Below are 25,043 nucleotides of genomic sequence, written 5' to 3' on the forward strand. Positions count from 1 at the left end.
AATTTACCGTTGTTCAATTCAAGCATGGCAGATGACAGGAGGATTTTACCAAGATGAAGGACCCAAGAATTCAAAAGCTTGCAGCAAGCCTGGTGGGCTATTCTGTAGATGTACAACCTGGTGAAAATGTATTGGTCGAGATGATTGGATCAGAACGTGATCTGATTAACGCTATCATTGAAGAGGTAGGCAAAAAAGGTGGTAACGTCTTTGTACAGTTGACCGATAAAACCATACAGCGTGCGATGCTGAAAAATGCGACAGAAGAAATGATGAAAACGTGGGCAGAGATTGATCTGAACCGTATGAAGCAGATGGATTGTTATATCGGTATTCGTGCGGGAGAAAATGTGAATGATCTGTCCGATGTGCCGGAAGAAAAAATGAAAATGTACAATGCATTGTACTCCCACCCGGTACATAGTGAACAACGTGTCAAACATACGAAATGGGTTGTACTGCGTTACCCTAACGCAAGTATGGCGCAACTCGCCAATACGAGTACAGAGGCGTTCGAAGATTTCTACTTCGACGTATGTAATCTGGATTACGCCAAAATGGACAAAGCCCAAGACTCGCTCGCTAACCTGATGAAGCGGACGGACAAAGTTCGTATCACTGGACCGGAAACAGATCTGAGCTTCTCCATTAAAGATATCGGTGCAGAGAAATGTTCCGGGCAAAAAAATATTCCGGATGGCGAAGTGTACAGTGCCCCTGTGCGTAACTCCGTGAACGGAACAATTAGTTATAACACGCCAACGCTGTATAACGGAGTGACATTTGAAAATATCAAATTCACGTTCGAGAATGGTAAAATCATTGAAGCAACGAGCAACGATACAGAGCGCTTGAATGAAATCCTGAATTCGGATGAGGGTGCTCGTCATATCGGTGAATTCGCGATTGGATTCAACCCGCATATTCTGCACCCGATGAAAGATATTCTATTCGATGAAAAAATCGCAGGCAGCTTGCACTTTACACCAGGTCAGGCCTACGAAGAAACAGACAATGGCAACCGCTCGTCCATCCACTGGGATCTGGTGTTGATCCAGCGTCCGGATTATGGCGGCGGGGAGATTTATTTTGACGATGTGCTGATTCGTAAAGACGGTATTTTTGTGATTCCTGAGCTGGAATGCCTGAATCCAGACCGTTTGAAGTAGGAACAGGATTTTGCTGTTGCTAGGAAAGCGGATTCACGGTATCATGTAGTGGTAATTAATAGATGATACCAATAGTAAAAAGACGGAGGGATTCCTATGTCGAGTAATAACGCGGCTGTAGTGGAAATTGCTCAAACAGCAGGCAAGTTTACTTCTTCAATCGTGCTTCATTCGGAGAACAAGTATATCGATGTGAAAAGTATTCTCGGATTGTTTACAACGCTAATCAGCACGCACAGCTATGAACTGCATGTTCATGGTCCAGATGCAGTTGAAGCAAAAGCAGCCATGTCAGAAGTATTTGCGAAGCATGGACTGAATGTAAGCATCGCATCTGAGTAATAACTCTCAAGAAGCACCTCTGCCTTTTTTGGCAGGGGTGTTTTTTGGCATGGAGTGACCTGAATACTCATCTGGACGGGACTCGAGCAGGTGGATTATGCTTTAATGGAAAGGTTAAATTTGCGGGCTTATTTTGGTCAGGTTCTTGTATTAGCTCTTCATTTCGTCTAATATTAGAGGTAGAACGTCTTTACGCGATTTTTGGGACATAGGGGGGAAAAATGCATGACTTCATCTGATCTGCAGGACCAGCTGAATTTGAAAGCGATCAGTCTTCTTCAAGAAGATGCAGATAAAATACAGAAGCTTATTGAAGTACAGATGGAGAATCTGGCTACCCGCTACTGCCCTCTCTATGAGGAAGTATTGGATACACAGATGTATGGGTTCTCCAAGGAAGTTGATTTTGCTGTTCGTGCAGGGCTCCTTCCAGAAGGTGCAGGTAAGCAGCTGGTTAGCGCGCTTGAGCGGAATTTGGCAATTTTATATGAAGCCTTGAACAAGAAGAATGAGCAATAGCCTGCAAATGCGCGGGTCAGAATAGAAGGCATGCAGGCGTTTATGCATGCTTTTTTTGTGCGTCCGAATGGACTGGGGATGCTAGTCGGTCGGAAGGCGTATACAAGCAAAGAGACAGCTCGACATGTGTATTCGGGCTGTCTCTTATAGTTTGGATCAAAAGGTTGTTCTGTCATCGAAGTGTCTTGTGTAATTATTCTTTTCTTTAACTTATATAGCTTGGTGAGGGGGCTCGTTACACCAGGAAGAAGGATACGCCGAGTATGATATATACCACGAGCAGGAGTAGGCCTTCGTACCAATTCGTTGAACCATCTTGGGTAATGGATTTCGCAATAAACACGGATACGCCGATGGCGACCAGTTCAATCGTTGTAAATACGATATCCATGGTTCTGCCTGTGAAGTAGCTGACAAAAATGAGTACAGGGGCAACAAAAAGTGCGATCTGCAAGCTGCTGCCGACCGCAATCTCAACGGCCGCTCCAATTTTATTTTTCATGGCAAGCATGATCGCTGCACTGTGTTCGGCCGCATTACCGATGATGGCCACAAGGAATGCACCGACGAACAGTTCGCTAAGACCAAATTCCGAAGTGAAGACTTCGAGGGTGCCCACCAGCCATTCACTGACAAAGGCAACCATGACCGTTGCGAGTACCAGATAGAGAATGGATTTTTTCTTGGACCATGCCGGTGCATGCTCATGCGGTAGTTCTTCATCGCGATCTTCAGTGACATCTGCAAGATACTTTTTGTGCGTCACCATGGAGAAGAGTAACCAGGCAATGTACGCGAGAATGAGCAATCCGGCTACGATGAGACTTAGTGTATTGGTGTCTTTCTGTGTAATGGAATGTGTATTGAGAAAGACAGCCGGAATAAACAGGGCAATGATGGCAACAATCATCAGGGATCCATTCAGACCTGCGAGTGAAACATTATAATTCTGAATTTTGAACTTAAGTCCTCCGGCAAAAATACTTAACCCGAGCACTAACAGCAGATTTCCGATGATGGAACCTGTCAGACTTGCTTTGACCATGTCGAACAGTCCCTCTTTCACGAGGAAAATGGCGATGATCAATTCGGCGGCATTACCAAAGGTCGCATTAAGGAATCCACCCAGCCGTTGTCCGGCGTAGTGGGCAACATTTTCGGTGGCTTTACCTAAAAAACCGGCCACAAAAATAACCGAAATGGCTGATATCACGAACTGTAGAATCGAATCCCATTTCAAGTAGTGGGCGATGGCACTGAGTGCAAAGAACGCAATCAGCAAAATGGATGAAATCCGGTTTCTCACAACAAACACCTCGGTTATAAAATATTTTGTTTTTAATATGCAATGAAAATGCTTATGAGATTATTTTCATATTTCAATATAACCAAATGGTGGTAGGTTGTAAACGCATCTTTTTGAGTTTAATTTGCTTTTTGGGGTGGAAAGGATTTAAAATACGAGTAACGAAGTGAAGGAGGATGTGGCATGGCAGAACAACTTCAACTGGAGAGCGGAAACATCCGGATTGCCGATGACGTGGTTGCGAAAATTGCCGGAATGGCTGCAATGGAAACGCCCGGAATTGCCGCAATGTCTGGAGGTTTGTCAGAGGGCTGGGCGAAGCGACTCAGCGGTAAAAACGTACAGAAAGGCGTGAGCGTTGAGGTCGGCCAGCTGGAAGCAGCCATTGACCTGCGCATCATCGTCCTGTACGAAACCCCGATTCATGAAGTTTCCCGTATGCTTCAGCAGAATGTAAGAGAAGCGGTAGAGACCATGACCGGATTACGCGTGGTTGAAGTCAATGTAAAGGTAGAAGGCGTATCTTTCAAAGGCGACGATCTGTAGAAATCGCAATCCGCGATGGAGGACAGAAGCATCATAGTCCTGTTCTTCATCTTGATAGACAATGTGTACCACAGACTAACCAAAAAAGCTGCGCATCCGATCGGGTGCACAGCTTTTTTATGTTTCTTTTTCTTTTAAATGATTACCTGTTTCGTTTCTGTTAAAACAGTCCCGTTTATCGAATCCGACGGATGGATTCCCGTGAACGAAGAGCGGGAGAGGTGCGAGTCTGTGTCTGTACAGTCACGGACTTGGTTTTCTCTTCCTTGATCACGTCGAGATTGTTAGTGCGCGAAATACTAAGCAGAATGCCCATGGCAACCATCATCACAAAGAGTGAGGTCCCCCCATAACTGATAAACGGAAGCGTGACTCCCGTCACCGGAATGGTCTGAGTTACACCACCAATGTTGATAAATGCCTGAATCGCGATCAATCCCATAATTCCAATGCCGACCAATGTCCCGAATGGATCGGGACAGCGCAGAGAGACAATAATTCCTCGCCAGATGAAGTACAGGTAAACGAGCAGGAATAGTGTACTTCCGATGAACCCAAGTTCTTCCCCAATCACGGAGAAAATAAAGTCATTATACGCATTTGGCAAATAGTGCAGCTTCATCGTACCTTGTCCAATCCCGGAACCTGTCATGCCGCCATCACCAATGGCAACAAGGGACCTGTAAAGGTTAAGACTTCCGCCATTAATATCGGATAATGGATCAAGAAAAGCCTGAATACGTCCGATCTTGTAGTTCTGCTCGGCAGTGACCGCTGTTGCAGAAGTTGTCATGTCTGAAGGGGACATGGAAGAGAACAGGGAATTCGCTCCGAATGCCAGTGCTCCACCGAGTACAACCAAGAGAATCGAACCCAGGATATGTTTCATACTGGCTCCACCGGCATAGATCAAGAGACCACAGGTGGACACCAAGATGAAGGTAGTACCAAAGTCTGGTTGCAACATGATCAGTCCTGCAATGAATCCAACGATGAACAAGACGGGAAAATACCCTGTCTTGAAAACCCTGAATTTCTCACCTTTTTTGGTGATCAGAGCAGAGAGATATAGAATGATGGCAATTTTTGCGAACTCTGCAGGCTGAAGACTGAAGCCGAAAATGTGAATCCAGCTTCGTGCACCGTTCAATACTGCGCCCGAGATCAAAACAATCACCAGCATGACCGTAGTGATCAGGAAAAAGGGTGCATAGAGCTTTTTGTACTTGTTGAAGCGGATATTCATGGCAAAGAACATGCCAAATAGACCGATAATCGCCCACATAAGTTGTTTTTTCGTGAAGTAAAGGGCATCATTGTTAAATCTTTCGCTTGCGATTGCAATGCTGGAACTGGAGCTGAATACCATCACCAGTCCGAAGCCCACCAACAATAAAGTGAGGATTAGCAGTTGAAAATCCGGCGTGCCTCTCTTCGTTTTCGTTTGGGCCGTTTGTTGTTTCATCGTTTGGCCCAGCCTATGCTTCCAGCAGTTCTTTGAGCTGCTGTAATTTTTCGGCTGCCAGCTTCACGACTGGCTGTGGAACGGAAGAGTCATAATCCAGACCGTGAGGGAAGGTGGCTTTGCCAAGATAAACGGCTTCAACAGCAAGAACGGTATCCGGTTTTTCCAATTTGCCTTCCACTGCGCGGGTATTAATGCGTACAAAGTATTCTGATTTGGTTTGTTCATCTTCAATTTTGTAGTCATATGTAGCACGGTAATATTCCCATTGCCACCGGACAAATCCGACTTTCTCGGCGCTCTCATCCAGGTATGCCAAGTCGCTCTTCAAGCCATCCAAGCCTGTATTCTCAAAAATCATAAGCGTTTGATCCTCCTCATAAGCTTCCGAGTATAATTTCTCGAGTATTTCTCTAGTTCATGATAGTATGTTTCCCCTTCCCGTGCAAGCTTTCGAGAGGCGTTTCGTATCGGTTTTCTTCCAATTCTGCTACAATATACAGCAATAGGTTTGAAGAGGAAGGTTCGGGCTTGATATAAGTCCCGTTTAAGATTGAAAGGGTGGAGAGATATGACTAATAATATATGGTGGGAAGATCTGCAGATCCACATGGTGGAATGGCGGCGTCACCTTCATCGCAATCCAGAGGTTTCCTTTCATGAGGAGAAGACATCCTCTTTTGTAGCGGATATGTTGGAGAGTTTTGGCGTTGAAGTGAGGCGCCATGTTGGTGGGCATGGTGTCATTGGTACAATCCGTGGGGACAACCCGGGTCCTGTCGTCATGCTGCGAGCCGATATGGACGCACTGCCAATTCAGGATGAGAAGAATATCGAGTATGCGTCACAACAAGCAGGCGCAATGCACGCATGTGGCCACGATGGTCATATCTCAATCTTGCTCGGTACGGCATTGTATTTCAGCCGCCACAAGCAGGAGATCCGAGGCGAGATTCGCTTTTTGTTCCAGCCAGCAGAAGAATTGCTTCCAGGCGGTGCAGTCCAGGTCATTGCTGATGGCGCACTTGAAGGCGTGGATGTCATATACGGCATTCATCTGTGGACTCCACTCCCTGTAGGTGTTGTTGCCAGCAAAGCAGGAGCGATGATGGCGGCGGCCGACGATTTTTACATTGAGATCAAAGGTAAAGGCGGACATGGCGGGATGCCGCAATCCACGGTAGATAGTCTAATCGCGGGTTCTGCGCTTGTGATGCAGCTTCAGACTGTTGTGAGTCGTTCGGTTGATCCATTGCAACCGGCGGTGCTGACCATAGGTACAATGCAGGCGGGCTCTGCTCAGAATGTAATTGCAGAGCAATGCAAAATGAGCGGTACGGTAAGAACGTTTGATGAAGAGACCCGAAATGGGATGAAAGAACGAGTACTTACTATGGTGGACCAGACAGGGGCTGCGTACGGCGCAGAAACTCAAGTGAAATATATTATGGGATACCCCCCTGTGGTGAATGATGAACTGGAGACAGCGCGTTTCTTCAGGGAGGCTACACAAGTGTTTGGGGCAGAACGAGTGCAAACATCGCCAATGCTGATGCCAGCGGAAGATTTTGCGTATTATCTGCAGAAGGTTCCAGGGTGCTTTATGTTTGTTGGAGCAGGCAACCCCGATAAAAACGCGATCTATCCACATCATCACCCGATGTTTGATTTCGATGAAGACGCCATGCAGACAGCCGTGAAATTGTTTATTGCCATGGCTAAGGGTTACACAGCCGAATGACTTTAGATGCAGTTGGGCATCCTGTTCATACCGAGGTATGGGCAGGATGTTTTTTTTTATTTTAATAGAGGTTTTTTGAACTCTCAATTCAGAGGTTCATTTTCGGAAGCTACCGAAACTGGACTTTTTTGTGATAGGAGGAGATTTGAATGGAAGGAACAGAATATAAGGAAAGAACAGATGCTTGTATCGTTCAGCGAGATTTTACAGTTTTGCTGGAAGTCGGCCACCCCGGATTCGAAAGGGCAAGAGAGGAGTTGGGGAATTATTCGGAACTGGTCAAGACACCGGCTGCATTTCATACCTACCGAATCACTCCGTTGTCGCTCTGGAATGCAGCTGCGCTGGGATGGAATGCAGATCAGGTCATCGCAAGTCTGGAACGGGTCTCGCGCTGGAATGTGCCTGCTGCACTCCTACAGGATGTTCGGAGAATCATGGATCAATATGGAAAATTAAAGCTGCATTCCGAAGCAGATCATACCAGAATGCGCCTTTATAGTGAGGATGAACGGTTGCTGGATGAATTAAGTGGATTGAAAACGATAGCTGCCTTTCGTATGGAACGCAAGGACGCTCATGAACTTCTGCTCCAGGGAGAACAGCGAGGGTTATTGAAAAGGGAATTAACACGATTGGGTTATCCTGTACTTGATTACGTGGGGTATCGGGAGGGAACCAAGCTCTCATTTGAATGGCGAACCGATAATCAAGGAGACCACTCTGAGCGATTTGCATTACGTGCTTACCAGAGAGAGGCTGTGGAGGCATTCGAAGGCAGTGAGGGCATGGGAGGGAGTGGTTTACTCGTACTTCCTTGCGGGGCAGGCAAAACGGTTATCGGCATGGCCGTGCTGGAGCGGCTTCAATGTGAATGCCTTATTTTGACGTCCAATACGACATCTGTGCGACAGTGGATTCAGGAAATTCAAGACAAAACCACGATTACCCGCGAACAGATTGGGGAGTATTCAGGTCAGAAGAAACAGGTGAAACCTATTACTGTAGCTACCTATCAGATTCTTACACATAGAAAATCAAAGGATGCTGATTTTACCCATATCAAACTGCTCAGTGAGCGACAATGGGGACTGATCATATATGATGAAGTGCATTTGCTTCCAGCGCCGGTGTTTCGTGCAACTGCCGATATTCAAGCTACGCGAAGGCTGGGATTAACGGCCACGCTGGTTCGAGAGGATGGCTGTGAACAGGATGTATTTTCGCTGATTGGTCCGAAGCTCTATGATATGCCGTGGAAACAACTGGAGCAGCAAGGGTGGATTGCTGATGTACAATGCCAGGAGATACGTATCCCGTTCTCCCCGGAACTTAGAACGAATTATCTGCAAGCTGAGGTTAAGCACCAATTTCGATTGGCTGCCGAGAATCCGGCGAAGGTACGTGTAGTTAAGTGTTTGCTGGAACGCCATCGGGATTTACCTGCGCTAGTGATTGGTCAATATCTGGACCAACTAGAATTGATTGCCCGGGAAATTGAAGCGCCTCTGATCTCGGGAAGCATGTCACAGCAAGAGCGAATCAAATGGTTTGCCGCTTTTCGACGTGGAGATATCAAAACGATTGTTGTATCCAAGGTTGCCAATTTTGCCGTAGATCTGCCCGATGCTGCTGTAGCGCTTGAAATATCCGGGAGTTTCGGTTCTAGGCAGGAAGAAGCACAGCGGTTGGGACGAATTTTGAGACCAAAAGCAGGGGAAAACAAAGCGTATTTCTATGCGTTGGTATCGGAGGATAGCAAGGAGCAAGACTTCGCATTGAATCGCCAGATGTTCTTGGTAGAACAGGGATATGAATATGCCATCGTTCATGAGAACGGATAGTATATATATACTCGTGAGACGAGGAGGGAATGGGATATGCCTTCATTTGGACCAAAAGACGAGCTTGTGGTACTGGACCTTGATTCATGGTCAAAACTTACTTTGGTAGAGCAAAAGGTGCTTGGTGCAATTTTTCACAAACATGCAGGTCAGCCTTTTTCCTCCCTCTTGCCGCGAGAACAGTGGGCTGTTGAAGGACTAAGTGTTGCAGAAGCGAACTCTTCATTCGTGAACCTTCGCCAGCAAAGATGGATTGAAACTGTTTATAAGAGTTGGGGTGAACGATTATTCTATATTCCTGCTTCGCTGATGGAGACTTTGACGATTGCTTACGCGCAAAGAGTGGGTATAACCGTTAAACAATTAATGATGAATGCTCAAGTTGTGCAGGAAGGAAAGCCGAATGTAGCTGCTGAGCTACTTCATGTGATTGCCTGGATCGGGAGAGAAGGACTTCCTTTGACAGGCAAGGGCACTATACATAAGAAAAGTGTTCAAAAATTAAGTGTGATCACGGTGTTATCTTCGTCAGACTTTGATGGTTTGGGCATCCAATATGAACATTCGGATGTGTACCCGACCCATGTAGCGATTCTTCTCGATCTGCTGCTCAGTCTGAATCTGGTTCAGAAGTCTGACGGCCGAATTCAGGTGGTACATCATCGATTACAACAATGGTTGAAGCTCTCATGGAGACAGATGCACCGGGAGATATATCAAGTGTGCATGGAAAGGTACGGAGACACTGAACCTGCGTTGCAGCATTTCCGTTATCAATTGGCAGTGCTTGCGCCAGAAAAGAATATATGGTGCCATATAGAGAATTCGGAGTTAAAACCACGAGTCAGGGGCTGGATCTGCGCACTGGCTGGTTGGGGTTATGGTGACGTCGGAAAGGACCAGTCTGGAGAACTTGCATTTCGTTGGCTGATTGAACCGCAGAACCTGTTACATCAAGAACAAGAGATGATAAGTGAGACGGAGCCATGTGGATTTTACATGCAGCCTGATTTTGAGATGTTGGTGCCGCCCGAAGCAAAGCCTGATGTGATCTGGATGCTGGAGCAATGTGCAGAACGGGTGACGCGTGATCAGATGTCCATCTATCGCATAACGAAAGAACGATTCATTTCGGTCATCGCCAGAGGGTATGGATTACATGAATGGATAGCGTTTCTGGATCAATATGCTCTCACAGGCATACCGGAGAATGTACGTATTGCGTTGGAAGATTGGGGAAAGGAGACGGATGCTGCACCGTTGCCTGTAGATCGGAACATGGAGGTCATGGTAGCATGTACGGGCTCCAAAGATGATCCGAAGTTATTGGAAAAAGAAGTGTTGAGCAGTATGTATTCTTCTTTCTACACACCCGATAGTCAAGGTCTGGTTGATATTCCTGCATCTCTGCATGGATTGGAGCGTGATCATTCAGTCATTGAGAAGAAGTTCTCTCTGATCGGGTTGGAGGAGATACCGGAGACCTGGTACAGGGAGTGGCGTCGATATCATAGTTCAACCGCACGACAGATTGCTGCCAAAGCCATTGAGTGGCAGACGAAACTGGGGATTCAACAGGGAAATCGTACGCAATACCTCATTCCACATCAGGTAGAAGGTCATGAACAATGGACTTTAAGCGGTTGGTGCTTGCTGGATTCAAGTGAACATACTTTAGAAACGGAATGGCGTACATTCTCTCCGTCAGAGTGGGATACAATGCGTCTTATCCTGCCAGATGATGTCATAACCTGACTGTTTCACGTGAATATCAGGTAGAAAGGCGAATTTATGAGCAGTCCCTCTTTCTAAATGCAGGAAAAACTCTTCTTAACTATTCATGGATATGCTATGATGAGGTAGTCTACGTTAAGTAGAACTTTATATATAGATAGGATGAATATTTCATGAGCGTAGCGGAAATGAACACGGTCGATATGGCCCAAGTGTTAACGGGCGCATATGAACTGGGCGACATGATTAACCAATCTGCCGAAGTATCGGATTATTTATATTGGAAGCAGCAAGTCGAGACTAATCCCGAGATTCAGATGGGGATTCGCAAGCTGAATGCCAAGAAGGAACTGTTTGAAGAAACGCAGCGTTTCGGTCATTTTCACCCGGATTATCATGCGGCGAAAGACCAGGTGAAGGCGCTGGAACAGGAGTTGGAAAACTTTGAGGCGGTAGCCCGCTTCAAACAGGCAGAGAAATCCCTGGATGATATGTTATTCCAGATGTCAGAGACTATTGCATTCGCAGTGTCAACGACCATTAAAGTGCCAAGCAATGATCCGAATCCAAAGGGCGGCTGCGGTAGTGGCGGCAAGTGTGGTTGCAGTTAAGTAATCAGTATAGAAGGGCGGGGAACGATGATGTTTGCGGAAAGGACAGGATTCATTATTTGGGTCAGTGATTTGAAAGCTGCCCGTAATCTCGAAAAATATGGCACCGTGCATTATATCTCCCGCCGTATGCATTATGTGGTCATGTATGTTAATGCAGAACGGGCAGAAGATACGATGAAAAACGTGAAGCGACTTTCCTATGTGCGCAAGATCGAACGTTCGTATCGTAATGAGATCAAAACCGAGTATGCCAGCAAAACGATGGACAAAACAAGCTTTTACGGAATATAGACGAGAAACTGGAGGGACCCCTTGGGGTCGCTCTTTTCTTGAATTATGCACAAATGGACTTTAATGAAAAAAAGTTAAACTTACGCCTTGAGGTTGCGGGACTAATGTTGTAATATATTTGGTAATAAATAGATAGAAAGTCCTATCTGGTGGAGAGTGATTCCCATGCGTGATAAGGTGATGCAACGTTGGAGCACCTACGAGCCGTTTTTCGTGGCTCTTGGAGACAAGAAAGTGGCCGACATCGTCATTACCCATCATGCCAAGATGCGGTATGCAGACCGTATTGAGCCTGCACGTAGTGATGATGACCATATTGCGGCGTGGTTATGGGAGTGTCTGAAGCAGGACCGTATAACACCATACTACCGTAATGAACAGGACGTCTACCTGATTGATGAGGATCTGGTGGTAGTCGCCGAATTTTCCGAACTTGAAGGAGAATATGATATTGCGGGCAACCCGCTGCACAAAATGATCGTAGTTACGTTTCTGGGACGAATGTCGGAGACCATTGAATTAAGGGACTTGAAATCATATTATTCATGGTTAAGACATTCAAGAAGAATGACGCTGGTCAAAAATAGCCGTAAGCATAAGTAAGTTGATTAGATTCAATATGTTGAAATCATAGATTCAAGTCGTATCGCATGCAGACAAGCTGCATGCTTTTTTTGTTGCCAAGCGGGAAATCGGCTACAATATAGAGAGTGTAACGAAGAGGGGCGAAGATATGAATTTTCACCAATTGCATATATTTTATACGGTAGCAGAGAAAGGAAGCTTCTCGGCTGCTGCACAAGCATTACATATGACTCAACCGGCGGTCACGATGCAGATTCAATCATTGGAGGACTATTTTGGAACCAAGCTACTGCATCGTTCCACCAAAAAAATAGAATTATCCGAGGCGGGCCGGACTTTATTACCTCATGCCAAACGAAGCGTAGAGCTGGTTAGACAGACGGATGAAGCGATGTCAGCGTTTACCCAGATGTTACAGGGCCGACTCCAGCTTGGAGCCAGTTTAACGATCGGGGAATATGTGCTTCCACGCATGCTCGGACCATTTGCACTTCAATATCCGGATATTTCAATTGTCATGAAAGTGATGAATACAACTCAAATTATGGATGATATATTGAAGCACCAGCTTAACTTTGGTCTAATTGAAGCGCCAGTGCACCATCCGGACATGATTGTAGAGCCTGTCATGCAGGACGAGCTGAAACTGATTGTACCTGCCGGGCATGATCTGGTTAAGCGTAGCAAAGTGAACATTGAGGATGTCATGAATTATCCGTTTGTGCTGCGTGAGAAGGGATCGGGTACTCGTCAGGTGATGGAAGACCAATTGCAAAAGAAAAAGATTGATCCACAGGATATGAATGTTGTGATGGAACTTGGCAGTACAGGAGCGGTAAAATCGGCCGTTGAGGCAGGGGTAGGCATTACGATGTTATCTCCTTCTTCCGTGCAGCACGAGCTGGCTCTGGGACTTGTTCATATTGTGGATATCCGAGGACTTGAATTCAAACGGCAGTTCTACGCCATCCATCTAAAATCATCCTTATTACCCCTGTCAGCAGTCGCTTTCCTGAATTATCTGCGTCAACAGGAGCAACCTGAGCCAGAGCACAGAACGTGAGTGGCATAATAGTTGGCAGCATCAATAATAGATAAGATTTAATCACAATCCACTTTTGGAAAGAAAGGAGTTGCCGTACGTGAATCAAAGCAAAGGACGCTGTGATCTGCATACCCATAGTCAGGCCTCTGATGGAATGCAACCACCGGCAGATAATGTGAAGCTGGCCAAACAAAAAGGGCTATCCGCGGTTGCTCTAACGGACCATGATACAGTAGCTGGTGTAGCGGAAGCACAGCAAGCGGGAAAAGAGTACGGTATTGATGTTGTTGCCGGAGTGGAGATTAGCACACGGGCTGGCGGGAAAGATATTCATGTGCTCGGGTATTATGTGAATACAGAGGATGAGCAATTCCTGCAACGGTTGCGCGGATTACGAGAAGCGCGAGATGAGCGGAATCATCTGATTATCGCCAAGCTTCAGGAACTTGGGCTTGATATAAGCTGGCAGGAGGTACTGGATGAGCTGGGACGGCCGTTAGAGCCGGATGAGAGTATCGGCAGACCTCATATGGCCGATGTGCTGGTGAAAAAAGGGTATGCTGTTGACATGCGGGATGCATTTGATCGATATCTTGCTGAAGGCAAACCTGGCTTCGTGTCTGTGCCCCGTGTTGACCCAGAGGACGCGTGCGAGTGGATCAGAGCTGCAGGCGGAGCCGCTGTGATTGCCCATCCGGGTCTCTATAAGGATGATGAATTGGTACGTCGAATTATTGCAGACTCTCGTCCGGCTGGTATTGAGGTGTTTCATTCGGACCATGGCCCGGAAGAGGAACGCAGATATGCTGAGCTGGCTAGGGAATATGATCTTATTGAGACAGGTGGATCGGATTATCATGGAGAGCGGCAAGGTGTTGTTTTTCATGGGGATCTTGGCAGCAAGACGGTAACAGTAGATGTGTTGGAAAAGCTAAAGGCAGCTGCCTCACAGCAACAAGGACTATAATAGTGATGTATTAGAGTGCGATCTGAATATAAATGGTTCTTTGCTTTATTAAGTTATATTTCAGGGTCAAATGAGTATAGGACATGGAAACATAGCAGACTAACCTGCATGTATTCATGTCCCTTTTTTTGTATCGAAAAGTGTCTAAGTGATGGAATAGTTGACCCAATCGCCACGTGTAGCTCCAAGACGATCGAATAATTGCTGTGCCCGTTCATTAGTCACTGCTGTGATCCAGGACATATATGCACAGCCATGATCACGTGTATATTGCTGGCAGTGTGCAAATAACTGGGCTTCTGCTTCGCCTTCTCTGAATGTTTCCGTAACAAAAAGGTCATTCATGATGGCGACACGCTCTGCTTTCATCGTGCTGTAAGTGAAGAACAGGGTGGCAAATCCGATAAGCCTCCCGTCCTCTTCTGCCACGAATTGAGCACCGATCTGCTGTTTAAGCAGGTTATTGATCAAAAGCTGGATGGATTGATCACCTGGCCAGGGGTTGTGATAGAATCCTACCACATAGTCATACATTAATGCAGTCAGTGGTTTCAGATCATCAGGTTGAGTTTCTCTAATATGTATGGGCATGATACACTTCCTTAACAATAAATTTATTCGTAAGAATTGAATTATTATACATATAAATGAATTAGTATTCAATCCGAAAAGAAGGAATTAGCTGTGCTTCATCTTCATATATCATTCAAATAAATAACAAACTCCCCTGAACCGTTAATGCTCAGGGGAGTTTTCTTTGTTACTTTTACATCTCTATATAAGTTGAACTAATCATTTACACGAAAACAGCGATTGGAAGGTTGTTCTGTCATCGTAATGTTAGTGTAAATAATCTTTAGTTCAACTTATATAGCCTTATCCATTTTTAATGGTGGATGGCAGACTCTTGATCAATTCATCATTTGGCGTGACGAACAAGGTCTTCTGATGATCATATATGACAAAACCAGGCTTCGCACCACTTGGTTTGCGTACATGACGGATAAGCGTATAGTCCACAGGTACACTGCTGGACTCCTTGGCTTGACTAAAGTAGGCAGCAAGCTGTGCTGCTTCTTCCAATGTAGCTTCACCAAAGTCCGTACTGCGAATAACGACATGAGAACCTGGGATGTCTTTGGTATGCAGCCAGGTGTCGTTGGAAGAAGCGAGACGGTTCGTCACGTACTCGTTTTGCAGGTTGTTTTTGCCTACAAGAATATCAATTCCCTCCGAGGAGGTGAACTGGTGCACGGTCGGACGGTCGCTTTTCTTCTTCTTTTTCCCCTTTTTATTGCGATCACGAAGGTATCCTTGCTGCACAAGTTCGTCCCGTATTTCCTCAATGTCGTTCATTGATGCAATGGACAGCTGCTGTAACAGGTTATCGAGATAGTCAATTTCGTCTTTGGTTTTGCCAAGCTGCTCATGAATCACAGCCAGACTGTTCTTGTACTTGTTATACCGCTTGAAATAACGTTGTGCGTTGTCAGACGGTGTGAGCAGTGGATCAAGCTGAATGGTAATGTTGGCTTGGTCTTCATCGTAGAAGTTCACAAGCTCCACGCTCTTGTCCCCTTTGTGGACCTGATGCAGAGAGGCAAACAGCAATTCACCCCATAGTCTGAACTTGTCAGCATCGTCCGCTTCCAGCAGATCCTTGTTCAGATTGTCCAGCTTTTTGATGTTCTTGCTTCGCTCGTTCTGTAGAAAACGGAGCAGATCACTTACTCTCTGTTTGACCGTGTCCCGTTCAGCCTTGTCTCCGTAATAATCTTCCATGCACTTGCTCATTGTGTCATAGGTTTTCTCTACGTCCTGAATGCTCTGAAGATGAACCGCCGAGAAAATCATCTTGCCTTTGGCGTTCATTCCGGTTACAGGCGTGTAGATATGTTCTCTCACAGGTCCCATCACGGCTTCAAAAGCGTTCCAGAGTGCACCTGCCCCAACTCGGCCCTCACCCTCAACCACAGTGGGATTGCTCCCGGTGTCTCCAGCAGCAATCCCACGGGCTGCAATCTCTCCTGCAATTAACGGGCTTAGACCGCTAAAGGAATTCACAAGCCAGCGTGATGCTTCGTCTTCAGTGGCATGATAGCTCTCCTCGAATGCTGTACGGCTTATTTCGAGCGGATTACTTTTATGTTGTTCAGGTGGGGCGGTGTAGGAGAAGCCGGGCATGATGACCCGGTAGCTGCTGATGGACGGGGTCACATGATGAATACCATCCAGAATCGTTCCTGTAACGGGATCAAGCAAAATAATATTACTGTGACGTCCCATCAATTCAATGATGATCCGTTTAACCGAAACATCTCCCAGTTCGTCGCGCTGGCGCACATCGATATGGATGATACGTTCCATGCCAATCTGACGGATCTCCTCAATGATTGCACCCTCACAGTGCTTGCGGAGCAGCATGCAGAACATGGGTGCTTCCGTAGGGTTAAGGAAAGTCTTTTCCGTAAAATGCACACGGGGATAGGTTGGGCTTGCCGAAACAAGCAATTTACTGTTACCGCGCTGAGCACGCAGTGTGAGAACTACATCATGGCCATTCGGTTGATGGATCTTGCTGATACGTCCACCAATGCAGCCTTGCAATTCATGAACAATGGCCCGTGTTACGATGCCGTCCAATGCCATTTTTTCCACTTCCTCTCTCTATCGAGCATCTGCACAATCATGTCAAATGCTTCATCTATATAACTGAAACGTGCAACCAGGTATGTAAAAAACAAGGACTGGCTGCAGATTCTTCGTTGCTTACCTGTTGAACGCTGATCATGGTACTGCGCAGAAGATCGCAGACTTTTATTTTAGCCTATTCTGTCCATCAGGGAAAGGATTCACCTTCCGGGTGCTAATCACAGACCTGTCCGAATACATATAGAGCAGGTAGTTTGTCCGGCATAGTGTACAGCCTGTCGACCAGCACGCCGGTGAAGCATGTGAGCTTATTTAGCAGATGAAATACAGACTGGGAGGGAAACATGAAGCATGGAACATACCAAGTGGCATCAACTGAGTGATGAAGAGCTTCGTAACACTCTTGGCGTCAGTCCGCAGGATGGATTGACGGATGAAGCTGTAGCAGAGAAGAGGAAAGTGGCCGGTTCAAATGAACTGAGCGAGGGGAAACGCATATCGCCGATTACGTTGCTCTTGAATCAGTTCAAGGATTTTATGGTGCTGGTGTTGATGGGAGCAACGTTGGTATCCGGATTGCTGGGTGAGTATCTCGATGCGGTAACGATTGTAGCCATTATCGTACTGAATGCGATTCTGGGGTTTGTACAGGAATTCCGGGCTGAACGATCTCTTCGTGCTTTGAAACAGTTATCTGCACCTCTTGCCAAAGTGCTTCGTTCAGGCCAGGAAGTACATCTTGCTGCCAAACAACTTGTGCCCGGGGATATTGTCATGGTGGAGAGTGGGGATCGCATACCTGCTGATGTGCGCTGGCTGCAAACGAACAGTCTGGATGTGGAGGAGTCGGCACTTACCGGGGAATCGGTCCCCGTAAGCAAACATTGCCTTCCGATTGCCGATGAGGACGTTCCGCTGGGTGATCAGAAGAATATTGGTTTTATGGGTACCATGGTCACTCGTGGTACAGCCAAAGGTGTGGTTATCCGTACAGGGATGGAGACAGAGATGGGCAAAATCGCCGACCTGATCCAGAATACGGAGGAGCAGGAAACACCGTTACAACACAGGCTGGAGCAACTGGGCAAAATCCTGATTTTTGTCGCATTGGGATTAACCATTATGGTAGTTGTTGCAGGGATATTGCACGGACAACCAGCCGTTGGCATGTTTCTGGCAGGAGTCAGTCTCGCGGTAGCTGCCATACCGGAGGGTCTGCCGGCTATTGTAACCATTGCACTCGCACTAGGCGTGCAGCGGATGATCAAACGGAAAGCCATTGTACGCAAACTGCCTTCTGTCGAAACCCTTGGCTGTGCATCCGTTATCTGTTCGGACAAGACAGGCACGCTCACCCAGAATAAGATGACGGTAACGGATGTGTGGCTGGAGGGACGCAGCATCAAGGTTACCGGGGATGGTTATGCACCTGAAGGACAGATGTTGGAGAACGGTCGTGCGGTGGAATTGAAGAGTGACCAGTCACTTCGCAGAATGCTCCAGATCAGCGCGCTGTGCAACAATGCCAGTATTGTGGAAAGTGTTGCAAGCGAGGGGGGGAGCAAGAAAAAGGGCAAGGACAACAAAAAGGACGGCAAGAAAAACACGAAAAAAGGTGATCTCCAAGAAGAAACGGTCAAGCGAGACGATGTATTGTGGGAGCTGAAGGGTGATCCGACGGAGGGGGCACTCGTCACACTGTCCTCCAAAATGGGGCTTACCCCTGCTGGCCTCAAAGAGTTGTATGCCCGGGAGCAGGAGTTTCCGTTTGATTCGGAGCGCAAACGCATGTCGGTCCTGGTTCATCATCAGGGAGGCCGAATGATCTACACCAAAGGTGCGCCGGACGTGTTGATTGGACACTGCAGCTATATTTTGTGGGAAGGCAAGGTCGTACCTTTCACTGGAACACTGCGGCAGAAAGTGATGGCAGCCAACGAGAGTATGGCCGGTGCGGCACTGCGTGTCCTCGGAATGGCCTATCGTGAAGTGCGTCCGGAAGAAAAAGTGGCTGACGAACACGCAGCCGAGAGTCAGCTTGTATTCGTGGGCCTTACAGGCATGATTGATCCGCCGCGTCGTGAAGTGAGAGATGCGATTGCAACATGCCGCAAGGCGGGGATACGAACTGTCATGATCACAGGTGATCATGGAACAACGGCAGAAGCCATTGCCCATCAACTCGGAATTCTTCCACGCGGTGGTGCTTCCCTAAGTGGTCAGCAGCTGGCAGGCATGACGGACGACCAACTGGATAAACAGGTAGAGGGAATCTATGTGTTCTCAAGAGTGTCTCCTGAACATAAGCTTCGTATCGTGAAATCATTACAGCGCAAAGGGCATGTCGTTGCCATGACGGGGGATGGGGTGAACGACGCTCCGGCAATTAAGGCGGCAGACATTGGGATTGCGATGGGCATTACGGGAACAGATGTCACGAAGGAAGCTTCAGCGCTTATTCTGAGTGATGATAACTTCTCGACGATTGTGGCTGCCATTGAAGAAGGCCGTAATATTTATGAGAACATTCGAAAATTTATCCGTTATTTGCTGGCGTCGAACGTGGGCGAGATTTTGACAATGTTCTTTGCAATGATGATGGGCTTGCCACTGCCACTTGTACCTATTCAGATTCTGTGGGTTAACCTGGTGACGGATGGGTTGCCTGCAATGGCGCTCGGGGTGGATCAGCCGGAAAAAGATCTGATGGAACACAAACCCCGTGGTGCCAAGGAAAATATCTTTGCCCGCAGACTGGGTTGGAAAATTGTCAGTCGGGGTGTATTGATTGGACTATGTACACTCGGAGCGTTCTGGCTTACCCTTCAGGCTGCGCCGGATAACCCGGGTCAACTGATCAAAGCACAATCTGTGGCTTTCGCTACGCTCGTGTTGGCACAGCTCATTCATGTCTTTGATTGCCGCAGTTCGCGCTCGATCTTCCACCGAAATCCGCTGCAGAACAAGTATTTGGTTCTTGCCGTGATTTCATCGGTTGTGCTGATGCTGGTTGTCATGTACGTTGAGCCGCTGCAACCAATCTTCAAAACCGTACCCCTAGGTTTGCGTGAATGGGCAATCTGTATCGTTGCTGCAGGCATTCCAACGTTCCTCATGGGCGCAGGCAGCGTGTGGGGTGGTCGTCGTAACCGCCGTCGCATGGGTGGTTCTGGACGCTTCGTACCGAAAAGTACAAAGTTTTCAGCATAAAATCAATTCCTTTTCCTTACCTATTTCGTTATGCTATCCTCAAAATGATTCGAAGCGGCAGCTTTGGCATTTTGCAGGATAGCTTTTTTTTGTGTAAATGTTGAATATGAATTTCTATGGTAATCCTGTAGAAGAGCAAGAATATAGCTTTGGCAGCAGACTGCCAAAAGGAGTGGGCAAGATGATGGAATTTACGAAAATGCATGGACTGGGTAACGATTTTATCGTTGTATTTGGTGAAAAGGAACTTCCGGCAGATGCAGCAGAATTGGCTGTGAAATGGTGCAACCGTTTCTTCGGTATTGGTGCGGACGGCCTGGTTTATATACTGCCTTCGGAGAAGGCGGACTTTCAGATGCGTATCATGAATTCGGACGGTTCGGAAGCAGAGCAGTGCGGTAATGCCATCCGCTGTGTATCCAAATATGTATACGATCACGGTCATGTCAGCCAGGAGCAGATTACCATTGAAACGATTGGTGCCGGGGTGCAACCTGTTACTCTCAACATTCGTGAGGGTAAAGTGGAAACGGTTCGTGTGGATATGGGTGAACCGATCCTGAACGGTCTTCAAGTGCCTACCACTGTAGATGCCAATCCCGTGGTTGATCACTACATTGAAGCCAATGGACATGCGTTCAAATTCACTGCTGTATCCATGGGTAACCCGCATGCAGTGATCTATGTTGATGATGCTGTTAATTTTGATCTCACGACATGGGGCCCACTTCTTGAAGTGCATCCCATGTTCCCGAAAAAGATCAATGTGGAATTCGCCACAGTTCGTGACCGTGGTTATGTGGACATGCGTGTATGGGAACGCGGAGCGGGTCCAACACTTGCTTGTGGAACCGGAGCTTGTGCAACGCTGGTATCCTCTGTCCTGAATGGACATACGGATCGTACAGCTGTTATCAGCCTCAAGGGTGGGGATCTTCACATTGAGTGGAATGAAAATGACAATCATGTGTACATGACTGGACCAGCCGAAGTTGTTTTCAAGGGAGTTACATCATAATTAAGAGAACAGTGTAATCCAAGAGGCCTGCGGGCCTCTTTTTTTGTTAAAGGATAGTGCGTGTCTCCTGTACAGAGACATATTGGGGGTTATGTGGAAAGAAAGTCCATATGAGCTGGATATTCAACAAAAACCTTTGTTTTTCTTCTTTTGGTAGCGTTTTTTGTGTTACATTAGTATGAAAATGATCACAGCTAGGCGGGGGGAAAAGGGATGAAGGCGGATTTGCGCAAAGTTATGCAGGAACGAGTTCTCATTGGAGATGGGGCCATGGGGACTTTTCTGTACCAAATGGGATTCCCGGTAGGGATTTCATATGAAGAGTTAAACTTGATTTCACCTGAAGTGGTGGCGGAAGTACATCGCCGTTATCGGGACGCAGGTACAGAGATATTTGAAACGAATACGTATTCTGCCAATTATGACAAGTTGTCCAAGTTCGGTTTGGAGTCGAAGGTGGAGGATGTGAACCGTACCGGCGTTCGTATTGCCAAAGAGGTGGCTGGAGCTGACGGTTATGTTCTTGGTGCAGTAGGCTCTATTCGCGGCGGCAAGCGGACGAACGTCTCCACAAGTGAACTGAAGCGCTTCTATCAACAACAGATCTTTGCACTGCTTGATGAAGGCGTGGATGGCATTCTGCTTGAGACCTTCTATGATATCGAGGAAATGGATATTGCCCTTTTGCAAGCGCGAAAGCTAAGTGATCTGCCCGTGATAGGACAGTTCGCGGTAGAGGATGTAGGACACACACTGGACGGATATACAATGCCCGAAGCATTCCGGATCATGCGGGAGCAGGGTGCAGACGTGATCGGTTTTAACTGTCGCTCAGGTCCAAACGGAATTATGCGTGCCATGGAAACCGTCTCCGGACGTATCGGTATTCCCATGTCAGTCTACCCAAATGCGGGTGCAGCAGACTATGTCGATGGTCAGTTCCGTTATGGTGCGACTCCGGAGTATTTTGGTCAGACGGCAGTGCAATTTGCCGAGCTGGGCGCTCGTATTATCGGCGGTTGCTGCGGTACGACACCTGATCATATTACCGCTATGAAAGAGGCGCTTGCTGACTACGTGCCTTCACCTATTTTGGAGCCTGATCCGTCAGAATCCAAAGCGCGTATTGTGCTGCATGAGCATGTGGATGAGCGCTCCGGACGCGGAGGTCAGCCTACGATTGTCGATCTGGTCAAGCAGCGTCACACGGTCATTGTTGAACTTGACCCGCCGCGTGACCTGGACATTGCCAAGTTCATGAAAGGTGCGGAGACACTAAAGGCAGCAGGAGCCGATGCCCTGACACTGGCCGATAATTCTCTAGCGGTTACACGGATGAGCAACATGGCGCTGGGGCATCTCGTTCAGGATCGCACGGGTCTCCGTCCACTGGTGCATATTGCCTGCCGTGACCGGAATCTGATTGGAACACAGTCTCACATGATGGGGTTTGATGCACTGGGTATTAATCATGTACTGGCTGTAACAGGGGATCCTGCAAGATTTGGTGATCTGCCGGGTTCAAGCTCGGTATACGATCTAACCTCTTTTGAAATCATACGAATGATCAAGCAGTTGAACGATGGTGTGGCCTTCTCGGGTAAACCGCTGAAGCAAAAAGCGGGCTTTGTAATCGGAGCAGCGTTTAACCCCAATGTGAAATATCTGGATAAAGCCGTGCAGCGTCTGGAGAAGAAGATTGCCTCTGGCGCAGATTACATCATGACTCAGCCTGTCTATGACCCGGAGTTAATCGTGGCAATGCACGAAGCGACCAAACACCTGGATGTGCCAATATTTGTAGGTGTAATGCCACTGGCAAGTGGACGGAATGCAGAGTATCTGCATAACGAAGTTCCCGGAATTCAGCTTTCGGATGAAGTACGCTCCCGTATGGCGGGTCTGGAAGGCGAAGAGGGCCGTGCGATGGGGGTAAAAATTGCCAAGGAACTGCTGGACGTAGCAACAGCACATTTCAAAGGCATTTATCTTATGACACCGTTTATGTTCTACGGCATGACGGCAGAACTGACTCAATACGTATGGGAGAAGTCGGAGCATCAATGTCCTACTTGTTTCAACCCTAATAATCAATTACAATAGTAAAACGGATGTGATGCCGATGTCATTCAGTATGACCGGATACGGTCAATCCGCCTTTCATTTTGGCGGCTATAAGGTACAATTAGAGATCAAATCTGTTAATCATCGTTATTGCGAAGTGATGATGCGTCTGCCAAGAGAGTGGACGTATTATGAAGACGGTTTGAGGAAAATCGTACAGAGTCGTTTAAAACGTGGACGGATTGATGTTTATGTAATGAAGGAAAAAGAGGAAGACCAGGCTCTTCCCGCTGTTCTGAATGAACAGACGGTCAGGGCCTATCTGCAGGCTGCAGAGCAACTGGAAACCCAATATGGAATGCAGGGCAAACCAAGTATTGTGGATATGCTTGGACTGCCGGACGTCATGGTTCATTCGGATGGGACAAGTTCCATTCCCGAAGAGCAGAAGGACGAATGGGAGCGAGTACTGCAGGAAGGATTGAAAGAGGCTCTGTCCAGCCTTGAACAGATGCGCGCTCGCGAGGGTCTTCATCTGGCCAGTGATCTGGAACGACGGATTACCCGTCTGGAGTCACTGCATACCGAAATGCTTGATCTTGCACCAACTGTGGTAATTGATTATCGCAACAAGTTAAGGCAGAGGCTTACGGAAATGCAGGAAGAAGGCTCTTTCCCTTTTGATGAGCATAAATTGGGTATGGAAATTGCAATGTTTGCCGATCGTTCTAACATAGAAGAGGAGCTTACACGTCTACTGAGTCACTTTGGACAGAGCAGGGAACTGCTGAAGAGTGATGAGCCCGTAGGTCGTAAGTTGGACTTTCTAATTCAAGAGATGAATCGGGAAGTCAATACGATTGGATCAAAAGCCAACCATTTGGCTCTGGTGAATCGTGTTGTCGAGATGAAGGCGGAGCTGGAGAAGATTCGTGAGCAAGCGGCGAATATCGAATGAACGTCCAAATTTCGGCAAAAGAGTCGCATGTATAGGGGGAAGAACCTGATTATGGCAATCAAACTCATTAACATTGGATTCGGTAACATCGTATCGGCGAACCGGATTATATCCATCGTGAGTCCGGAATCGGCGCCGATCAAGAGAATTATACAAGAGGCAAGAGATCGCCACATGCTGATTGATGCAACGTACGGAAGACGTACTCGTGCCGTTATTATTACGGATAGCGATCATGTCATTCTGTCTGCAGTTCAGCCTGAGACGGTCGCCCATCGTCTTTCTTCGAAAGATGATGATAACGACGAATAAAATGGAGTGTAATATGTCTAAGGGATTACTGGTAGTGTTGTCCGGCCCATCTGGGGTCGGGAAGGGTACGGTATGCAGCGCTTTGCGCAAACGGGTGCCGGAATTGATCTATTCCGTATCGGCGACAACCCGTCAGCCTCGTCTGGGTGAAGAACATGGTGTGAACTATTTCTTCAGAAGTCATGAAGAGTTCCAGAACATGATTGCTGAAGATCAATTGTTGGAACATGCGGAGTATGTTGGTAATTATTACGGAACACCGCGTGATTTTGTTGAGAAAACGATTAACGAAGGCCGTGACATCATTCTGGAGATTGAAGTTCAAGGCGCGTTAAAAGTGAAAGAGAAATTCCCGGAGGGGATCTTTGTTTTCCTGCTTCCTCCTTCATTGGACGAGCTGAAAGATCGCATTCAGGGCCGTGGTACCGAAAGTCAAGCGACCATTGATCACCGGATGTCCGTAGCGGTCGATGAGATCAGTCTGCTGGAGCAGTATGATTACGCTGTTGTTAATGATGAAATTGATTTGGCGTGCAAGAGAATAGAAAGCATCATAATCGCCGAACATTGTAAGATCAATAAATAATCCCTTTTGCCGCTGCAGAATGCGATATAAGTGGGGCAGTTGTCATATCATCTACTGAAGCACTCCTTCTCGGAA

The 25,043-nt window shown here is 47.1% G+C and carries 23 protein-coding genes; 18 read left to right on the top strand and 5 right to left on the bottom strand.

Annotation, left to right across the window (positions count from 1 at the left end):
- The first annotated feature begins 53 nt into the window (after positions 1-53).
- From ACTHPG_RS17060 to ACTHPG_RS17070, 3 genes are all read left to right on the top strand, one after another.
- Positions 54-1,169 (top strand): aminopeptidase, encoded by a 1,116-nt coding sequence (locus ACTHPG_RS17060; RefSeq protein WP_440390704.1) that lies wholly within the window; start codon positions 54-56, stop codon positions 1,167-1,169.
- 96 nt (positions 1,170-1,265) lie between these two features.
- Complete coding sequence (locus ACTHPG_RS17065; RefSeq protein ID WP_036614658.1) at positions 1,266-1,511, top strand: HPr family phosphocarrier protein; 246 nt, start codon at positions 1,266-1,268, stop codon at positions 1,509-1,511.
- 225 nt (positions 1,512-1,736) lie between these two features.
- Entirely contained in the window at positions 1,737-2,030 is a 294-nt protein-coding gene (locus ACTHPG_RS17070) for a YlaN family protein (RefSeq protein WP_017687426.1), read from the top strand.
- A 235-nt stretch (positions 2,031-2,265) separates the two neighbouring features.
- Here ACTHPG_RS17070 and cax read toward each other — a convergent pair whose 3' ends face one another.
- Entirely contained in the window at positions 2,266-3,336 is a 1,071-nt protein-coding gene (gene cax, locus ACTHPG_RS17075; RefSeq protein WP_339310020.1) for a calcium/proton exchanger, read from the bottom strand.
- Positions 3,337-3,519: 183 nt separating this feature from the next.
- On the opposite strand from cax, the gene ACTHPG_RS17080 reads away from it, so the two are divergent.
- Positions 3,520-3,882: an Asp23/Gls24 family envelope stress response protein gene (locus tag ACTHPG_RS17080; protein ID WP_017687428.1), complete on the top strand. Its 363-nt coding sequence runs from the start codon at positions 3,520-3,522 to the stop codon at positions 3,880-3,882.
- Between the two features lie 175 nt (positions 3,883-4,057).
- On the opposite strand, the gene ftsW is transcribed toward ACTHPG_RS17080, so the two are convergent.
- Positions 4,058-5,347: a putative lipid II flippase FtsW gene (gene ftsW, locus ACTHPG_RS17085; protein WP_440390705.1), complete on the bottom strand. Its 1,290-nt coding sequence runs from the start codon at positions 5,345-5,347 to the stop codon at positions 4,058-4,060.
- 13 nt (positions 5,348-5,360) lie between these two features.
- Positions 5,361-5,708 (bottom strand): YugN family protein, encoded by a 348-nt coding sequence (locus ACTHPG_RS17090; protein ID WP_062835371.1) that lies wholly within the window; start codon positions 5,706-5,708, stop codon positions 5,361-5,363.
- Positions 5,709-5,918: 210 nt separating this feature from the next.
- Between ACTHPG_RS17090 and ACTHPG_RS17095 the strand changes: the two genes are divergently transcribed.
- From ACTHPG_RS17095 to ACTHPG_RS17130, 8 genes are all read left to right on the top strand, one after another.
- The gene (locus ACTHPG_RS17095; protein WP_440390706.1) at positions 5,919-7,088 is read left to right on the top strand and encodes an amidohydrolase; all 1,170 of its coding nucleotides are present in this window, start codon (positions 5,919-5,921) and stop codon (positions 7,086-7,088) included.
- Between the two features lie 149 nt (positions 7,089-7,237).
- Complete coding sequence (locus tag ACTHPG_RS17100; RefSeq protein WP_440390707.1) at positions 7,238-8,932, top strand: DNA repair helicase XPB; 1,695 nt, start codon at positions 7,238-7,240, stop codon at positions 8,930-8,932.
- Positions 8,933-8,968: 36 nt separating this feature from the next.
- Positions 8,969-10,687 (top strand): hypothetical protein, encoded by a 1,719-nt coding sequence (locus ACTHPG_RS17105; RefSeq protein WP_440390708.1) that lies wholly within the window; start codon positions 8,969-8,971, stop codon positions 10,685-10,687.
- Between the two features lie 152 nt (positions 10,688-10,839).
- Positions 10,840-11,277: a YlbF family regulator gene (locus tag ACTHPG_RS17110; protein WP_278298997.1), complete on the top strand. Its 438-nt coding sequence runs from the start codon at positions 10,840-10,842 to the stop codon at positions 11,275-11,277.
- A gap of 30 nt (positions 11,278-11,307) precedes the next feature.
- A complete protein-coding gene (locus ACTHPG_RS17115; protein ID WP_095290540.1) occupies positions 11,308-11,571 on the top strand; it encodes a YlbG family protein in 264 nt (87 codons plus the stop codon).
- A gap of 165 nt (positions 11,572-11,736) precedes the next feature.
- Positions 11,737-12,174 carry a hypothetical protein gene (locus ACTHPG_RS17120; protein WP_017687436.1) on the top strand — a complete coding sequence of 146 codons (438 nt, stop codon included), beginning with the start codon at positions 11,737-11,739 and terminating at the stop codon, positions 12,172-12,174.
- A 130-nt stretch (positions 12,175-12,304) separates the two neighbouring features.
- On the top strand, positions 12,305-13,219 hold the full coding sequence (locus ACTHPG_RS17125; protein ID WP_440390709.1) for a selenium metabolism-associated LysR family transcriptional regulator: 915 nt from the start codon (positions 12,305-12,307) through the stop codon (positions 13,217-13,219).
- Positions 13,220-13,298: 79 nt separating this feature from the next.
- The gene (locus ACTHPG_RS17130; RefSeq protein WP_440390710.1) at positions 13,299-14,168 is read left to right on the top strand and encodes a PHP domain-containing protein; all 870 of its coding nucleotides are present in this window, start codon (positions 13,299-13,301) and stop codon (positions 14,166-14,168) included.
- 144 nt (positions 14,169-14,312) lie between these two features.
- On the opposite strand, the gene ACTHPG_RS17135 is transcribed toward ACTHPG_RS17130, so the two are convergent.
- Positions 14,313-14,759 carry an N-acetyltransferase family protein gene (locus ACTHPG_RS17135; protein ID WP_440390711.1) on the bottom strand — a complete coding sequence of 149 codons (447 nt, stop codon included), beginning with the start codon at positions 14,757-14,759 and terminating at the stop codon, positions 14,313-14,315.
- Positions 14,760-15,044: 285 nt separating this feature from the next.
- The gene (locus tag ACTHPG_RS17140; protein ID WP_440390712.1) at positions 15,045-16,817 is read right to left on the bottom strand and encodes an Rqc2 family fibronectin-binding protein; all 1,773 of its coding nucleotides are present in this window, start codon (positions 16,815-16,817) and stop codon (positions 15,045-15,047) included.
- Positions 16,818-17,171: 354 nt separating this feature from the next.
- Between ACTHPG_RS17140 and ACTHPG_RS17145 the strand changes: the two genes are divergently transcribed.
- From ACTHPG_RS17145 to gmk, 6 genes are all read left to right on the top strand, one after another.
- Positions 17,172-20,030, top strand: a complete 2,859-nt coding sequence (locus ACTHPG_RS17145) for a cation-translocating P-type ATPase (protein WP_440390713.1) — start codon at positions 17,172-17,174, stop codon at positions 20,028-20,030.
- Between the two features lie 184 nt (positions 20,031-20,214).
- On the top strand, positions 20,215-21,048 hold the full coding sequence (gene dapF, locus ACTHPG_RS17150; RefSeq protein WP_440390833.1) for a diaminopimelate epimerase: 834 nt from the start codon (positions 20,215-20,217) through the stop codon (positions 21,046-21,048).
- 213 nt (positions 21,049-21,261) lie between these two features.
- Positions 21,262-23,151, top strand: a complete 1,890-nt coding sequence (locus ACTHPG_RS17155) for a bifunctional homocysteine S-methyltransferase/methylenetetrahydrofolate reductase (protein ID WP_440390714.1) — start codon at positions 21,262-21,264, stop codon at positions 23,149-23,151.
- A gap of 19 nt (positions 23,152-23,170) precedes the next feature.
- Positions 23,171-24,070, top strand: a complete 900-nt coding sequence (locus tag ACTHPG_RS17160) for a YicC/YloC family endoribonuclease (protein ID WP_440390715.1) — start codon at positions 23,171-23,173, stop codon at positions 24,068-24,070.
- Positions 24,071-24,121: 51 nt separating this feature from the next.
- The gene (gene remA, locus ACTHPG_RS17165; protein WP_006209218.1) at positions 24,122-24,382 is read left to right on the top strand and encodes an extracellular matrix/biofilm regulator RemA; all 261 of its coding nucleotides are present in this window, start codon (positions 24,122-24,124) and stop codon (positions 24,380-24,382) included.
- A gap of 13 nt (positions 24,383-24,395) precedes the next feature.
- On the top strand, positions 24,396-24,968 hold the full coding sequence (gene gmk / locus ACTHPG_RS17170; RefSeq protein WP_017687445.1) for a guanylate kinase: 573 nt from the start codon (positions 24,396-24,398) through the stop codon (positions 24,966-24,968).
- The last annotated feature ends 75 nt before the right edge of the window (positions 24,969-25,043 follow it).

The sequence above is a fragment of the Paenibacillus sp. SAF-068 genome, from assembly GCF_051967555.1.
Classification (GTDB): Bacteria; Bacillota; Bacilli; order Paenibacillales; family Paenibacillaceae; genus Paenibacillus.

Excerpts from the sequence above, each read along its gene's own strand:
- ACTHPG_RS17160 (WP_440390715.1), top strand. The coding sequence starts at position 23,171 with ATGTCATTCAGTATGACCGGATACGGTCAATCCGCCTTTCATTTTGGC.
- dapF (WP_440390833.1), top strand. The coding sequence starts at position 20,215 with ATGGAATTTACGAAAATGCATGGACTGGGTAACGATTTTATCGTTGTA.
- ACTHPG_RS17065 (WP_036614658.1), top strand. The coding sequence starts at position 1,266 with ATGTCGAGTAATAACGCGGCTGTAGTGGAAATTGCTCAAACAGCAGGC.
- ACTHPG_RS17155 (WP_440390714.1), top strand. The coding sequence starts at position 21,262 with ATGAAGGCGGATTTGCGCAAAGTTATGCAGGAACGAGTTCTCATTGGA.
- remA (WP_006209218.1), top strand. The coding sequence starts at position 24,122 with ATGGCAATCAAACTCATTAACATTGGATTCGGTAACATCGTATCGGCG.
- gmk (WP_017687445.1), top strand. The coding sequence starts at position 24,396 with ATGTCTAAGGGATTACTGGTAGTGTTGTCCGGCCCATCTGGGGTCGGG.
- ACTHPG_RS17100 (WP_440390707.1), top strand. The coding sequence starts at position 7,238 with ATGGAAGGAACAGAATATAAGGAAAGAACAGATGCTTGTATCGTTCAG.
- ACTHPG_RS17120 (WP_017687436.1), top strand. The coding sequence starts at position 11,737 with ATGCGTGATAAGGTGATGCAACGTTGGAGCACCTACGAGCCGTTTTTC.
- ACTHPG_RS17140 (WP_440390712.1), bottom strand. The coding sequence starts at position 16,817 with ATGGCATTGGACGGCATCGTAACACGGGCCATTGTTCATGAATTGCAA.
- ACTHPG_RS17145 (WP_440390713.1), top strand. The coding sequence starts at position 17,172 with ATGGAACATACCAAGTGGCATCAACTGAGTGATGAAGAGCTTCGTAAC.
- ACTHPG_RS17090 (WP_062835371.1), bottom strand. The coding sequence starts at position 5,708 with ATGATTTTTGAGAATACAGGCTTGGATGGCTTGAAGAGCGACTTGGCA.
- ACTHPG_RS17095 (WP_440390706.1), top strand. The coding sequence starts at position 5,919 with ATGACTAATAATATATGGTGGGAAGATCTGCAGATCCACATGGTGGAA.
- ACTHPG_RS17125 (WP_440390709.1), top strand. The coding sequence starts at position 12,305 with ATGAATTTTCACCAATTGCATATATTTTATACGGTAGCAGAGAAAGGA.
- ACTHPG_RS17115 (WP_095290540.1), top strand. The coding sequence starts at position 11,308 with ATGTTTGCGGAAAGGACAGGATTCATTATTTGGGTCAGTGATTTGAAA.
- ftsW (WP_440390705.1), bottom strand. The coding sequence starts at position 5,347 with ATGAAACAACAAACGGCCCAAACGAAAACGAAGAGAGGCACGCCGGAT.
- ACTHPG_RS17135 (WP_440390711.1), bottom strand. The coding sequence starts at position 14,759 with ATGCCCATACATATTAGAGAAACTCAACCTGATGATCTGAAACCACTG.
- ACTHPG_RS17105 (WP_440390708.1), top strand. The coding sequence starts at position 8,969 with ATGCCTTCATTTGGACCAAAAGACGAGCTTGTGGTACTGGACCTTGAT.
- ACTHPG_RS17060 (WP_440390704.1), top strand. The coding sequence starts at position 54 with ATGAAGGACCCAAGAATTCAAAAGCTTGCAGCAAGCCTGGTGGGCTAT.
- ACTHPG_RS17070 (WP_017687426.1), top strand. The coding sequence starts at position 1,737 with ATGACTTCATCTGATCTGCAGGACCAGCTGAATTTGAAAGCGATCAGT.
- ACTHPG_RS17080 (WP_017687428.1), top strand. The coding sequence starts at position 3,520 with ATGGCAGAACAACTTCAACTGGAGAGCGGAAACATCCGGATTGCCGAT.
- ACTHPG_RS17110 (WP_278298997.1), top strand. The coding sequence starts at position 10,840 with ATGAGCGTAGCGGAAATGAACACGGTCGATATGGCCCAAGTGTTAACG.